This is a genomic window from Microbacterium schleiferi, assembly GCF_015565955.1.
Lineage (GTDB): Bacteria > Actinomycetota > Actinomycetes > Actinomycetales > Microbacteriaceae > Microbacterium > Microbacterium schleiferi_A.
On the sequence record NZ_CP064760.1, the window covers coordinates 3189915 to 3202847 of the forward strand.

The following is a 12933-nucleotide window of genomic DNA, read 5'->3' on the forward strand; positions in this document are numbered from 1 at the left end:
GGACAACTCCAACCGGAACCTCCACCTACTGTAGGTTCCCGCTCGAGATGGCATGAACCCCTCGCGATTCCACGGTAGTTGGCAACGGTTTCAGGGCCAGGATTCCACGCGAAATGGCATTTTCCTACAGTTGGTCCGACTCAACTCAGATGCCCGCTTGCGGCAGGCAGATCGACCTAGAGTGTGTTAACGAGTGAGCAGCCGCGCCGTTCAGAGGCGAGGGCGATCGCCGACGGGGCGGCTCACTCTTCTCCTCATCCCGGTGTTGCTCAGCGCGACCGGCGTCCTCGATCTCCGCATTCCTTGGCCGTGGCTCCATGGCGAGTCCGCGGGGGATCGTCCGGTCGAGCACTCACCCCTGAGAGCCCTGTCAAGGTGAGCTGGACCGGGACAGCCGCTGGAGTGCTCTATCTCGCGTGGCTGGCGTCCGCAACCCTGCGCCCCGGCGGCAACGGGCTATTCGAGACACAATCCCACGCGCGCGACTCCCGGTCGAAGCTGTTCCGGATGGGGCTCGTCACCAACCTGCTCAACCCCAAGGCCGCTGTCATGTAACTCGCGATCATCCCGCAGTTCATAGATCACGGGCAGGGAAACACGACCGCTCAGGGATTCGTTCTCGGCGGAGTTCAGATCATCGTCAGGATGATCGTCAACTCCCTCATCGTGCTGGGCGCCGGCACAATCTCCGGATTCGTGTCGACGCGACTCACATGGATCCGGCACCCCGCTCGGCGCAGTGGCGGTCACGCTGGCCAGAGAGGTCCCGCAATGCATCTCGCCCCTGAACCGGGCGATCATGCTGCAGGACCTCCGTGAGACGCCGCTCAGATAGACCGTCCTCCGGAAGCTCGACGAGTACGAATGACCCTTTCTGAAGGGATTGAACAGGACTGTTGTTCTGCACAGATTCTGCTAGGTAGAGTGGGATTCCATCCGACGGAACCCGCCGTCGGTGAACAAAGGAGTTCCAGAATGCGCATCGTCTTGGTTCATGGAGGTTGGCAGGGTGGTTGGGCGTGGGACGGCGTTGTCGCTGAGCTCACGAAGGCAGGCCACGAGGTATGGGCCCCAACCTTGCAGGGTCACGGTGACAACGACGACCGTGCAGGTGTCACGCTCTCGACCATGGCGGACAATCTCATCGGCCGGATCGCCGACAAGGGGTGGGACCGGTTCGTCGTAGTCGGCCACAGTGGCGGCGGCCCGCTCATCCAACTCGTAGCTGAGGCGATGCCGGAGCAGGTGGAGCAGGCGATCTTCATCGACGCGTGGGTACTCGCCGACGGCGAGTCGATCAATGCGATCCTCCCCGCCGAGTTGGCGAATTTCGCCCGTGGCACAGCCGCGTCCTCGCCCGACCAGAGCGTGCCGATCCCGCCGCAGCTATTCATGACGGCTTTCTTGCAGGACGGATCGGAGGAGCTTCACGCGCAGGTCGAGCCTCGTCTGGTGCCGTCGCCTGGCGGTTGGCTCGACGAGCCGATCCGTCTTCGGACGGCCGGCACCGGTGACGTGCCGAGCGGCTACATCTTCCTGCAAGAGGATCGGGCTGTGCCGCAGGAGTTGTACCGCGCATCAGCAGACCGGCTCACGAACCCGACGACCGCGAGCTCGCCGGGGAGCCATCAGGCCATGTTGACGCGCCCGGTGGAGCTGGCAGCAGCCATCGTCTCCGTTATGTCGTGACGACGTTTCGCTCTTTCGCGACTTCCGCTGGGACCGTCGCTTACGCCGAATGGCTGCCCGGCGGCCCCGCCCGTGCGACGGTGCTGCTCGTTCACGGCGGGGGGTGGGCCCCGGTGGCTGGAGTCGAGCGATCGGCGGGCGACCCGGGTGGGCACCCCGTCTCGCCGAAGCCGGATACCGCGCGGTCGTGATGACGTGGCCTGGGTTGTCGGCTGGCGGCGCATGGGACCCCGACACGCGGCTGGATGGGGCGGCGGTCGCCGGCGCGATCGTCGAGCTAATCGCTGCGCTCGGCGGCCCGGTCGTCCTCGTGGTCCACTCCATGTCCGCCGCTTTCGGCTATCGGGTCGCTTTCCACCATCGGGATTCACTGATCGCCCTAGTCGCGCTGGCACCCGCTCCCCCGGGGACATCCAGCCCGAGCCCGCCGTGCTGGAAGAGGACGCCGATCACATCGTCGTCCAGGGACGCCCGCTCACCTGGAGGCTTCCCCGTCGCGGCTGGTGGCATCCCGGACCAGAGTTCATCGAGGCGAAGCTGGTCGGTGCAAGCGAGCAGTTCCCACCCGGTCACCTGGACGAGCTCCGTTCGCAGCTGGTGCCAATCCCAGCCGGGCTCCTCCTCGAGCGGCAGAACGTCCGCGGTGCGCAGGTCCATATCGGCGACAGGGAGTTGGACGGCCTACCGACCCTCGTGATGGTCGGTACCCACGACACCGATCATCCGATCGAGTCGGACCGCGCGACTGCTGACTGGCTCGCCGAGCGAGGCGGCGATGTCAGGTTCGTCGCGTTGACGGCAGCGAACGTGGCTGGCAACGGCCACATGCTGATGCAGGAGTCGAACAGCGATGCGGTACTCACCCTGGTGACGGAGTGGCTCGGTCCAAATGTGCGCCTGCGGCGGTGAGGATGGTGCAGTTGATCGCGACCCGGGCTCCGGACATCTGTGATGGCCCGACTACAGCAGGAGCCGTTGCTCAGCAAGTTCCTGCAGCAGGAATCGCCAGAGATGCCCGTCGTTGAATGCGTCACCCAGGTCGGGCAGGTCGGCGAGATCGTCGTCATCGATCGGCATAGGCTCGGCCCCTGCCTGCAGAACGGCGAGGTGCACGCGAGCCAGGCTGTCGACATTGATCGCGCGGATGACGGCCTGCGGGACGCTCTCGCCGACGGCCGTGAGGCCGTGACCGCGCAGGATGCCGACCGGCCGCGTGCCGAAATCGTCCGCCATGGCCGTCGCGCGTGCGTGGTTGCGGATCAGCGCAGACGAGGGGTGCGCGGGGATGCCGCCGCGCGCCATCCGCATAGCGGGGATGTTGAAGGCACCGACAATCGGTAGCAACGTCCGTCCGGTCAGCGAGAACGCGACGACAGCCGGCGGATGCGCGTGGACGACGGATCGAGCCGCAGGATTGCGGCGCAGCAGCTCAAGATGCAGAGACAGCTCGTTCGGCGCCCGGTACCCGCCGGCGAGCTCGAACGATCCCTCAAGGGGCACGGCGAGGATGTCGTCGGCGGTGGTGAACCGCAGCCCCCGCTCCTGCGGTCCGCGGGCTCGGATGAGGACGGTGTCGTCGTCGACCCGCAGGCTGACGTGCCCGAGGATGTCGTCCACGAGCCCCCGGACCGCGAGCACGCGGCAAGCATTGGCGACGAGCATGCGTTCGTCGACGTAGTCGTTCATCATCCACTTCTCCTTCGAGGCGTGATCTCCGATTGCGAATTCCTGGAAAATCTAGCAGAATCAGATTCTGTCTTAAAGAAAACCGGTCTCGACCGACATCATCTTCAAGGCGCGGAATAGGACTCTGACATCAGGAAGCAGCGACCCAATGGCGAGCAAGACGACGATCTTCGAGGACGTGCGGCGCGGCATGATCCCGGCGCACATCTATAACGACGAGGAGATCTTCGAGCAGGAGAAGAGCAAGCTCTTCAGCCGCGCGTGGATTTTCGTCGGACATGAATCCGAGATCCCTCAGCCCGGTGACTACGTGGTGCGGCATGTGCTCGACGACTCGTTTATCGTCGTGCGCGATGAGAGTGGTGAGATTCGGGCGCACTTCAACATGTGCCTGCACCGCGGGATGCAGGTGTGCCGCGCCGAGGTCGGCAACGCCTCCCACTTCCGTTGCCCCTACCACGGGTGGTCATACCGCAACGACGGCCGGATTATGGGCCTCCCGTTCCACGAGGAGGCCTACGGGGGTGAGGCAGGGTTCAACAAGAAGGGTGCACGACTGCTCCCGGCGCCGAACCTGGACACATACAACGGTCTGATCTTCATCAGCATGGACCCGAACGCGCCGACCCTGCGGGAATACATCGGCGACTTCGCGTTCTACCTCGACTACTACACCGGGCAGAGCGCCAAGGGCATCGAGCTGCGTGGCCCGCAGCGGTGGCGCGTCAACGCGAACTGGAAGATCGGCGCCGAGAACTTCGCCGGCGACATGTATCACACGCCCCAGACCCACACCTCGGTCGTCGAGATCGGGTTGTTCCGTGAGCCGAAGGCGGAGAAGCGCAAGGACGGCAACACGTACTGGGCCGGCAACGGCGGCGGCACGACCTACAAGCTCCCGCCGGGCAGCCTCGAGGAGCGGCTGCGCTACGTCGGATATCCCGACGCGATGATCGAGCGGATGAAGGAGCAATGGTCGCCTGAGCAGCTCGATGTGATTGGCCGTGACGGGTTTATGATCTCAGCGGCATCGCTCTTCCCGAACATGAGTTTCGTGCACAACTGGCCGAAGGTGGAGGACGGGGACGACGTGCTGCCCTTCATCTCGATCCGTTCGTGGCAGCCCATTAGCGAGAACGAGACGGAGGTCTACTCCTGGTTCGCGGTCGATGCCGAGGCGCCGGAGGAGTTCAAGGAGCTCTCGTACAAGGCCTACCTTATGTGCTTCGGTAGCACGGGAATGTTCGAGCAGGACGATGTCGAGAACTGGGTCTCGCTGACCACGACTGCCAAGGGTTCGATGGCTCGACGGCTCCTGCTCAACAGTCGGATGGGGACTCTCAAAGACGACACTCCGGTCGTCGCTGCGCTGACGCCTGAACAGTTCGCCGGTCCAGGCGTCGCGCACGTTGGTTACGGCGAGTACAACCAGCGTCATCTGCTCGATCGCTGGGCCGACTACCTCGACACCGATGACGAAGTCGAGGTGCAGGTCGCGAGCATCGGTACAGGCATCACCAACAACGGGGAGGCACCCGCATGATGAACACCGAGACCGGTGTCCAGATATCCGAGCAATCGCCTCTCGGCGCCCACGCCACGCGCGCCGATCGAGTCGGGCGGTCCCTACTGTTCTCCGACGAACTGCATCTCGAGGCGCATCGTTGGTTGATTGAAGAGGCTTACACCCTCGACGAGCAACGGTACGAGCACTGGCTTGAGACGCTTACAGAGGATATTCACTACATCATGCCGGTGCGTCAGACGACGGCTCTCGGGTCTTCCTTCACGACGGCGAGGGGGATGTCGCACTGGGACGAGAATAAGTACTCGCTCAGCCGCCGGGTCGCGCGATTCCTGACTGAACACGCTTGGACGGAGGACCCTCCCTCACGCCTGCGTCACTACGTGACGAACGTGCGCGTGTTCCTGTCCTCGGTCGAGGACGAGCTCATCGTCGACTCCGCCGTCCTGCTGTTCCGCAGCCGGGGAGACGTCAACGAGCCGTCAATCATCTCCGCTCACCGCGAGGACGTATTGCGTCGCGTCGGTGACGACCTGCAGTTGGCACGTCGGGTGATCATGGTGGACGAGTCGGTGCTCCGCACCCAGAACCTGGCGATCTTCCTGTGAGCGGCCTCGACTGGGAGGGTGCCGACGTCGATCGTGATGCCGCGGCGGCTGCGGCGGCGGAGCGCGAGCGTCTTATTGCCCGCACCGTCGGAGAGCCGCTCGTCATCGCCAACGAGTTTTCGGAGATCGAAGTGCGCCGCGTGGAAACTCACAACGGCACGAGGCTACTGATCGACGCCCCGAAAACTGGCCAGTGGATCGCGATCGACCCCATGGAACTCGAGGCCCTGACCTGGCAGACCACGCAGACGTTCTCCGAGATGATCGCGCGGCCTGACCAGCCGATGTTTCCCGAAATGCGACCGCAGTAGAAAAGGAGAGACCGATGGCACGGATCATCGCCGACCGCAGCGCCTGCCAGGGCTACGCCAATTGCGTTGTCGCCGCGGGCGACTACTTCGACCTAGATGACGACGCCCTAGTGATCGTTCTGCGCGAGGACCTGCCCGACAGTGACCGCAAGCGAGTAGAGGAGGCGGCGCGCAGCTGCCCCGTCTCCGCCTTGGTTGTGGAGGACTGACGTGTCGCGGGTCGTCATCGTCGGCGCCTCTGTTGGTGGGCTCAAGACCGCCCAAGCCCTTCGAAGCGAGGGATTCGAGGGCGAGATCGTCCTGATTGACCAGGAACGCCATCCCACCTACGACAAACCTCCGCTCTCGAAGAAGTACCTCACCGGTGAGACGGCGCGACACGAGATCGAGCTTCTCTCCGAGCACGAGACGCGGGGGATCGGAGCCATCTCAATCTTCGGCACGCCCGCGGCATCCCTCAACCTCGAAGGCCAGGTTGTGACGCTCGAGGACGGTACAGCCGTCTCATACGACACACTCGTGATCGCCACCGGGTCACGCGCCCGTCGCTCTCCGTGGGGTGAAGGTGAGCATATTCACTTGCTGCGTACCAGCGGCGATGCCGAGCGCTTGCGGGATGAGCTGGCCACAGCGCGGCACCTTGTGGTCATCGGCGCAGGCTTCATCGGGGGGAGGCTGCCGCAACGGCGATCACGGCGGGCGTACGGGTCAGCATGGTTGACCCGTTCCCGGCGCCGATGTCGCGGGTGCTCAATGCCGAAGTCGGCCAGATCTTCAGCCGCAAGTATGCCCAGGAGGGCGTCGAGGAGTACTTCGGAAGGACAGTCGAAGGCGTCGAACAGACGGCAGACGGGGTGCGCGTGGTGCTCGATGGCGGCGAGATCATCGAGGCCGATGCAGCTCTCGTCGGTATCGGAGCTGTGGTCAACACAGAGTGGCTCGAGGGTTCCGGCATCGAACTCGACAACGGGGTGACCTGCGACTCTGGGCTGCGGGCCATCGGGCATCCTGAGATCTTTGCCGTCGGCGATATCGCACGTTGGGCGAGTGCGTCGCGCAACGTCTCGCTGCGCCTCGAACATTGGACCAATGCCGTTGATCAGGCTCGCGTCGTCGCACACAACATCGTCCACCCTGATGATTGCGAGGACTACGACACGACCGAGTATGTCTGGAGCGACCAGTACGACTGGAAGATCCAGATCGTCGGGCATACCGGATCTGATCACTGGACGATGGTGGGCGACCCTGCGCAGGACCGCTTCGCCGTCGTGTACGGCGAGAGCCAAGGGCAGGCCGAAGGTGCCGTCATCGTGAACTGGCCGCGTGCCCTCGTCGACGCCCGCCGCTCGGTCGCCTCGCGAGCGAAGGCGGACGAGCTGATACATCGGCTGCGCGCCCTCCTCGAGCCCTCGAGCACGGCTCCGGCGAAGGCGGCCGCCCGATGAGAGCTGACGACACCACCCTCCCCCTCCTGCACGGTCACCGCATCCCGCGAATCGGGGTGGGCACGTGGCCACTCACGGGAGACGAGTGCGCAACGATGGTCGAGAAGGCGGTCGGCTACGGTTACCGCCTGTTCGATACGGCGTACAAGTACGCGAATGAGGAGGCCGTCGGTGCCGGTCTGCGTGCATCGGGCATCCCTCGTGACGAGGTCTTCATCACGAGCAAGTTCAACAAGGAGGACCACAGCGTCGAGGGAGTGCAGCGCGCGTACGACCGATCGCTGAAGACCCTTCGCGTCGACTACCTCGATCTGTTCCTGATCCATTGGCCGGTTCCGGCCCTCGACCGATACGTCGAAGCGTGGAAGGGTCTGGTGAGACTGCTCGAAGAGGGACGAGTGAAGGCGATCGGCGTCTCCAACTTCAAGTCTCACCACCTTCAGCGCGTCGTCGACGCGACCGGTGTCGTCCCCGACGTCGATCAGATCCAGCTCAGCGTCGACATCGCCCGTGTCGAACAGCGCAGCTTCCAGCGCGCTCACGGCATCCTGACCGAGGCGTGGAGCCCGCTCGGACGCGGAGGAGCCCTGCTGTCCGATCCCGCGGTGACCGCGATCGCGTCGAAGTATGACAAGTCGCCCGCACAGGTCCTACTGCGCTGGCACATCGAGGAAGGGATCGTTCCCGTCCCGCGCGCCGGCGATGAGAAGCATCTCGCGCAGAACATCGACGTCTTCGATTTCACGCTCAGCTCGGAGGATATGGCGACGCTGAGTGGGCTGGATCAAGGCGAAGAAGCCGCCCGCGACCCGGACGATCCGGCCAACGGGCACTGAGGCCCACGGCGGCGGGTCGGTCGCTCCCGCAGCCACGCTCATCAGCGGCGTGTTCGCGTGCGCAGCGCATCCATGGGCGCTACGACGACCCGGGCCGGTTCACCCCAACAGTTCGGCGAGGCGGATCGCGGCGTCCTGCAGTGACCGCGCTAGGGACTTGACCTTGCCCGGCGGTAACCGCTGCACGGGCGCGGAGGCGTTGATCGCCAGTCGCAGTCCCGACGAGACGTGGACCGGGACCGCGACGCTCGCCACGCCGTCCTCGCTTTCCTGCCGATTCACGGCATAACCGTCCAGTCGTGTCCGAACCAGTTCGGCGACGAGTTCGTCTCGGGAACGTATGGAGTTCGGTGTGACGATCTCGAGCTGCTCGTCCGGGTACAGCCGGAAGAGCTGCTCGTCGCTCAGCTCGGCAAGCAGCGCCTTGCCGGTCGAGGTGCAATGCGCCGGCAGGGTCTTGCCCAGTCTCGAAACCACGCGCACGGCCACATCGGGCTCGGCAACGGCGAGGAATCGGACATGGTTGCCCTCGAGCGTGCCCAGGTGGCAGGTCTCACCGAGGGCGGCGCTGAGGTCCTCGAGGATCGGCTGCGCCAGTCTCGGGACATCCATCCTGCGCAGCACCGAGAAGGCCACCGTCGTCAGCGCCGGGCCAGGGCCGTAAGCCTTGGTCACCGGGTTCTGCCGCACGAAGCCGCGCCATGCCAGCATCGCGAGAAGTCGGTGCGCGGTCGAGGTCGCCACCCCGAGGAGGGCACCGGCGTCCGTGAGCCGCAGCTCGTGCTCCTCACCCAGCAGCAGGATCAGCTTCAGCGCGTTGTCGACCGACTCGATCGGATACTGGGGTGGATCGCCCGGCGACCCGAGCTGTCGATTCTGCACGGCAGAAAGCTTACTTGCAACGTGGGCGCGCTCCTCCTGCACCGCGCGCTCCGATGCCGACCCGACAGGCGGGAGGATCGTCTCCGCGGTGCCACTGCAGCCCGTGCCACCCCACGCCGCCCGCGTGGCTCCCTGTGACGGCCCCGACGGCCCAGGCGCTCTACGGTCGGAGCAGGACCTTCAGGCTGCTGGACGCGTCGCGGGACTGCTCGAAGGCGGCGGCGGCATCGTCGAAGGCGAACTCGTGGGTCGCCAGCGGCGACAGATCGATCCCCTGGGCGTCGGACGCCTGACGATCGACTCGAGGACGGCCTCGTACTCGCGATGAGCGATGGCGAACGACTGCGGGTGCCACAACTGATAGATGTGTAAGCAGCGTTCCGGGTAGGAGTCCACTACCCGCCCCAACGGGATGTCTGCACGCGCGACGCAGCAGCGGAGGAACGCGTGGTGCGCCACCAGCCAGGCGCCCATGTCACCGACTGCCAGCGCCGCATCCATTAGCGTCCCGTACTCGCGCGAAGCGCCGATCTCGGAGCGCAGCATCCGTCCACCGTCCGGCGCGCGCCTAAGGACTCCAGCTGAAGCCGGACACCGTAGAGCTGGTCGACCTCTTCTACGTCCGGGTGATACACCGTCGCTCGGCGATGGTATCGGCCTCGTTTGAGCCTTTCTTCCCGCAGCAAGCGAAACGCCTCGTGCAAATGACCTCCCCGTCGATCCAGGTCTTTCAACTTTCCATCCTGCGTGAGGCGGCAGTGGCGGTGACACTCCACTGCTCGGAAGAGCACTATTTCGCGCTATTGATCCGGACCCCGATGGTCGGAAGCTGTTCAGTGCCGCGTCATCGGCGCAATACGCTGGGAGACGGGGCTTCCTCTGCCCCGGGAGGACACCATGCAACCAGATAACCTCACGGTCACGGCTCGGGTGGCGCGCACAGCCGTCCCCGGGCGGCTGGACGATCTCACCGAGTGGGCGCATGGTTTCACCGGCCGGGCCCAGTCGTTCCCCGGCTACCGGGAGTCGAAGGTCCGAGTCTCGGAACGGCACCGGCGCCAGGTTGTCGTCGAGATCACGTTCGCTTCCCCCCATGACCTCATCCGGTGGGAGGACAGTAAGGAGCGGCAGGCGCACCTGCAACAGGCCGTGCCGCTCACGATCGGGCAGGCCCGTCCACTGACTCCGGACGCCCTCACCGGTGCAATCCCGACGGCCGGTCCCGCGCGCCCGCGGTGGTGGACGGCGATTTTAGTGTGGATCGCGCTGGTACCGCCTGCCATGTTCAACGCCTACTTCATCGCTCCGCTCCTGACCGGCCTGCCGCCGTACCTCCAGATCCTATGTACGACGCCACTGACCGTCGCGTGCGTCATCTGGGTGATGTTGCCTCTATTGCACGCGCTCGAGGAGAGCATCCGCCACTGGCTCGCGTGGCGGCGCGGGCGCTGAGCGTCTGCCCCATTAGGCGCTGTCGCGGCGGGCAAAGCCCTCTCCGCTCCCTCTTGTCAATCTTGCCTACCTTGGTGAGGGGCATGTCGTCGACGGCGATCAGCCGCTCGGGGTGCTTATGCTTAGCCACCCCGGCGGACTCCATGGCGGCGCGGATCCGTTCGAGCCCGAGCGGGCCGCCCTCCTTGAGACTCACGTAGACGCATACCCGCTCGCTGAACACGGGGTCGAGCATCGCGACGGCGGCCGCTAGATCGAAGCTGTCATAGCGGTAGACGAGGTCCTCCACCTCTTCGCACGAAATCTTCTCGCTGCCTCGGTTGATCATGTCGAGATGTAGCCATCCTCGGTGAAGGACCGCGCGTTCGTCTCAGGTGCGCGGTAGCATCCGCGCGGGGTGTAGCGGATCGGTTTCCTGCTCGAGCATAGATCGACGGCTCATCAGATGCCTCCAGAGTTCTTTTCGTCGGTTATGTCGGTGTGGTGATCAGCGGCGGCGCTGGCGCTTGCCGCCCCAGAACGCGCGGACTGCCATGGTGATCGCTTCGTCTTTGGTGAGGCGATCACCACGGGCCGCGGCTTCGTCGCGTGCCTGGTTGATGTACTCGAAGACGTCCGGAGGTAGTCGGAAGGTCGCGGGGTGTTTTTCGATGCGCTGGACATTGTACGGGCCGCGCTTCTTGCCGGTGCGGGGCGACGTGTCACACCCCAATCAGGGCGGCTTCGACGTCGTCATCGGCAACCCACCCTACGTCAACCGGCGCGAGCTCAGCTACCGCATCACCGGCTTCGAGACAGACAACGTCGACGACATCTACGCCTCCTGCTGCGAGCGCTCGGCGCAGATCACGCGCCCGGATGGCCGGCTCAGCCTGATCGTTCCCATCCGCAGCCAGTTCGCCGATCGCGACGAGTCACTGCGGAAGTTCTACGAGCGGCGGTTCGATGCGATCTGGGTGAGCACCTTCCAGGAACGCCCGGCTGCCCTGTTCCAGGTGAAGGTGCGCAGCACGATCATCACCGCCGCCGGGTATGGCAGCGTCTCCGAGCTGCACACGACGCTCACCCACAGCTGGATCGAGGCGTTCCGTCCGCATCTGATGGCGACACTGCGGTATTCGCTTCGGCCCGCCGGCTCGCGGACCCCGAACTGGATGCGCGCCAGCAGCGACGCGATGTTCGAGCTGATCGACACGCTGCTTGCGAAGGGCACGATCTCCTCGACGCCGCTTGTCCGTGTGAGCGACTACTCCGTCGGTTTCAAGAAGACCGCCACGTACTTCCTGAGCACGTACACGGTGCCGCCGGTCACCTACGACAAGACCACGCACGCCACGGTGCCCCTCAACGAGGGGAAGCTGTTCGTTCAGAACCGGAAGGACCAGCTCGCGGCCAGCGCGATCGCGGCGTCGCGGCTGGCGTTCCTGTGGTGGACGTTCACGGGCGACTGCTTCAACGTCACCAAGGGCACGATGTCGCAGATCCCATTCTCCCCGCACGCTTACGGGCAGGACACGTTCGATGCTCTGGTGGAGCTCGGCGAGAGGATCGAGGAGGCGCTGCCGGCCGTGCGCTCCTGGGATCTCAACTCCGGGAAGTACGTGGGCGGGTACGCGATCCCCGAACTGCGTCATCTCACCGGTCAGGCCGACGAGATCATGCTGGAGGCGATCGGCCGCATCGATCTGCTGCCGGAGATCCAGTACGCCCACGCCCGGATGTACAAGAGCACCGGGATTTCCGCGACGACACTGCGAAAGTTGCCGTTCGAGGTCGAGGTGTGACGCGCGACATCCGCACGGGTCCTTTGCCCTCGAGCGACTGCGATCGTTCGTCCGGGTCAGGATCCTCTGAGTGATGGATATGACAGGTAGGCGCTACCGGATGAGTTGACCCATCTCCCAGTCGCCGAGAGGGATCGTCCGACAAGTTCTGTCAGCGGTCCAAGCGGGACGGTGGCGGTCAGGTTGATCATCGCCGCACAGCATAGAACGCGTTCTCGAACTCGATGGGCGGGACGACACACCGACAGCGGTGGGGTGCCTACCCTTCTCAGGCGGAGTCACGGAGCGAGGTGACAAGCTCCGCGGGGAGGGCAAAGACCTTCTCGAGCAACGGGAGAAGGTCCCGGACTGCCTCGAGGTGCTGCTCTTCGGTCAGATCGTCGATCGCCGGAGGCTCGTCGCCAGTCCAGCCGATCGCTTCCGCCACGATCGTCAGGGACCAGGAGTCCCACCTGAGCCGCCCCTCGGATCGCAGCTGCTCCCGGAACTGACCGAGCACGCCCACGGGCTGAAACGCATTGCGATCGCGCGCGAGCTCGTCGCGAACGTACAACATCGCCGTTTCGAAACCGAGCAGGAACGTGTGCACTCGCTCGAACGTGACGGGCTGCCCGATATACATTCCGGATCGCTTCACGAATGCCTCGGCGATCGAGTAGACCGGCAACTCGGCCGGCCCGTTAGTTTCACTCATCTCGACTTCCCTGCCAGC

17 protein-coding genes and 1 pseudogene are annotated in these 12933 nt (G+C 64.9%); 14 read left to right on the forward strand and 4 right to left on the reverse strand.

Translation table 11 applies throughout. The annotated features are described in order from the left end of the window. The first annotated feature begins 375 nt into the window (after positions 1 to 375). The 4 genes from IT882_RS16780 (at position 376) to IT882_RS17435 (ending at position 2598) form a co-directional block, all read left to right on the forward strand. A complete protein-coding gene (locus IT882_RS16780) occupies positions 376 to 555 on the forward strand; it encodes a LysE family transporter (protein ID WP_005050722.1) in 180 nt (59 codons plus the stop codon). A gap of 420 nt (positions 556 to 975) precedes the next feature. After that, a complete protein-coding gene (locus tag IT882_RS15540; RefSeq protein WP_005050723.1) occupies positions 976 to 1689 on the forward strand; it encodes an alpha/beta fold hydrolase in 714 nt (237 codons plus the stop codon). A 49-nt stretch (positions 1690 to 1738) separates the two neighbouring features. Further along, positions 1739 to 2386, forward strand: a complete 648-nt coding sequence (locus IT882_RS17430) for an alpha/beta fold hydrolase (protein WP_418887762.1) — start codon at positions 1739 to 1741, stop codon at positions 2384 to 2386. Beyond that, complete coding sequence (locus tag IT882_RS17435) at positions 2386 to 2598, forward strand: hypothetical protein (RefSeq protein ID WP_195692593.1); 213 nt, start codon at positions 2386 to 2388, stop codon at positions 2596 to 2598. The genes IT882_RS17430 and IT882_RS17435 overlap by 1 nt, the downstream gene beginning before the upstream one ends. Before the next feature lie 51 nt (positions 2599 to 2649). Here IT882_RS17435 and IT882_RS15555 read toward each other — a convergent pair whose 3' ends face one another. Continuing rightward, a complete protein-coding gene (locus IT882_RS15555) occupies positions 2650 to 3378 on the reverse strand; it encodes a class II aldolase/adducin family protein (protein WP_005050727.1) in 729 nt (242 codons plus the stop codon). A gap of 145 nt (positions 3379 to 3523) precedes the next feature. Here IT882_RS15555 and IT882_RS15560 point away from each other — a divergent pair, with 145 nt between their 5' ends. The 7 genes and pseudogenes from IT882_RS15560 (at position 3524) to IT882_RS15590 (ending at position 8103) form a co-directional block, all read left to right on the forward strand. Next, positions 3524 to 4918, forward strand: a complete 1395-nt coding sequence (locus tag IT882_RS15560; protein ID WP_005050729.1) for an aromatic-ring-hydroxylating dioxygenase subunit alpha — start codon at positions 3524 to 3526, stop codon at positions 4916 to 4918. After that, positions 4918 to 5508, forward strand: coding sequence for a 3-phenylpropionate/cinnamic acid dioxygenase subunit beta (locus IT882_RS15565; RefSeq protein WP_100226817.1), 591 nt, complete (start codon positions 4918 to 4920; stop codon positions 5506 to 5508). Before IT882_RS15560 ends, IT882_RS15565 begins: the two co-directional genes overlap by 1 nt. Next, positions 5505 to 5819: a hypothetical protein gene (locus tag IT882_RS15570; protein ID WP_005050731.1), complete on the forward strand. Its 315-nt coding sequence runs from the start codon at positions 5505 to 5507 to the stop codon at positions 5817 to 5819. Before IT882_RS15565 ends, IT882_RS15570 begins: the two co-directional genes overlap by 4 nt. Before the next feature lie 14 nt (positions 5820 to 5833). Further along, positions 5834 to 6028, forward strand: coding sequence for a ferredoxin (locus IT882_RS15575; protein ID WP_005050734.1), 195 nt, complete (start codon positions 5834 to 5836; stop codon positions 6026 to 6028). Position 6029: 1 nt separating this feature from the next. Then, a pseudogene (locus IT882_RS17440) lies at positions 6030 to 6428 on the forward strand (FAD-dependent oxidoreductase); the annotation flags it as partial. 104 nt (positions 6429 to 6532) lie between these two features. Next, the gene (locus IT882_RS16990; RefSeq protein ID WP_267490532.1) at positions 6533 to 7267 is read left to right on the forward strand and encodes an FAD-dependent oxidoreductase; all 735 of its coding nucleotides are present in this window, start codon (positions 6533 to 6535) and stop codon (positions 7265 to 7267) included. Beyond that, positions 7264 to 8103, forward strand: a complete 840-nt coding sequence (locus IT882_RS15590) for an aldo/keto reductase (RefSeq protein ID WP_005050739.1) — start codon at positions 7264 to 7266, stop codon at positions 8101 to 8103. Before IT882_RS16990 ends, IT882_RS15590 begins: the two co-directional genes overlap by 4 nt. Before the next feature lie 99 nt (positions 8104 to 8202). Here IT882_RS15590 and IT882_RS15595 read toward each other — a convergent pair whose 3' ends face one another. Further along, positions 8203 to 8985, reverse strand: coding sequence for an IclR family transcriptional regulator (locus tag IT882_RS15595; RefSeq protein WP_039712028.1), 783 nt, complete (start codon positions 8983 to 8985; stop codon positions 8203 to 8205). Between the two features lie 88 nt (positions 8986 to 9073). On the opposite strand from IT882_RS15595, the gene IT882_RS15600 reads away from it, so the two are divergent. Both IT882_RS15600 and IT882_RS15605 read left to right on the forward strand, forming a co-directional pair. After that, positions 9074 to 9313, forward strand: a complete 240-nt coding sequence (locus tag IT882_RS15600) for a hypothetical protein (protein WP_194384079.1) — start codon at positions 9074 to 9076, stop codon at positions 9311 to 9313. Between the two features lie 569 nt (positions 9314 to 9882). After that, positions 9883 to 10437, forward strand: coding sequence for a hypothetical protein (locus IT882_RS15605; protein ID WP_005050743.1), 555 nt, complete (start codon positions 9883 to 9885; stop codon positions 10435 to 10437). Here IT882_RS15605 and IT882_RS17445 read toward each other — a convergent pair. Beyond that, positions 10358 to 10765, reverse strand: coding sequence for an AMP-binding enzyme (locus tag IT882_RS17445; protein ID WP_005050745.1), 408 nt, complete (start codon positions 10763 to 10765; stop codon positions 10358 to 10360). The genes IT882_RS15605 and IT882_RS17445 overlap by 80 nt on opposite strands. A gap of 322 nt (positions 10766 to 11087) precedes the next feature. Between IT882_RS17445 and IT882_RS15615 the strand changes: the two genes are divergently transcribed. Further along, entirely contained in the window at positions 11088 to 12221 is a 1134-nt protein-coding gene (locus IT882_RS15615; RefSeq protein ID WP_005050747.1) for an SAM-dependent methyltransferase, read from the forward strand. Positions 12222 to 12489: 268 nt separating this feature from the next. Here IT882_RS15615 and IT882_RS15620 read toward each other — a convergent pair whose 3' ends face one another. Continuing rightward, a complete protein-coding gene (locus IT882_RS15620) occupies positions 12490 to 12915 on the reverse strand; it encodes a hypothetical protein (protein WP_005050749.1) in 426 nt (141 codons plus the stop codon). Between the last annotated feature and the right edge of the window lie 18 nt (positions 12916 to 12933).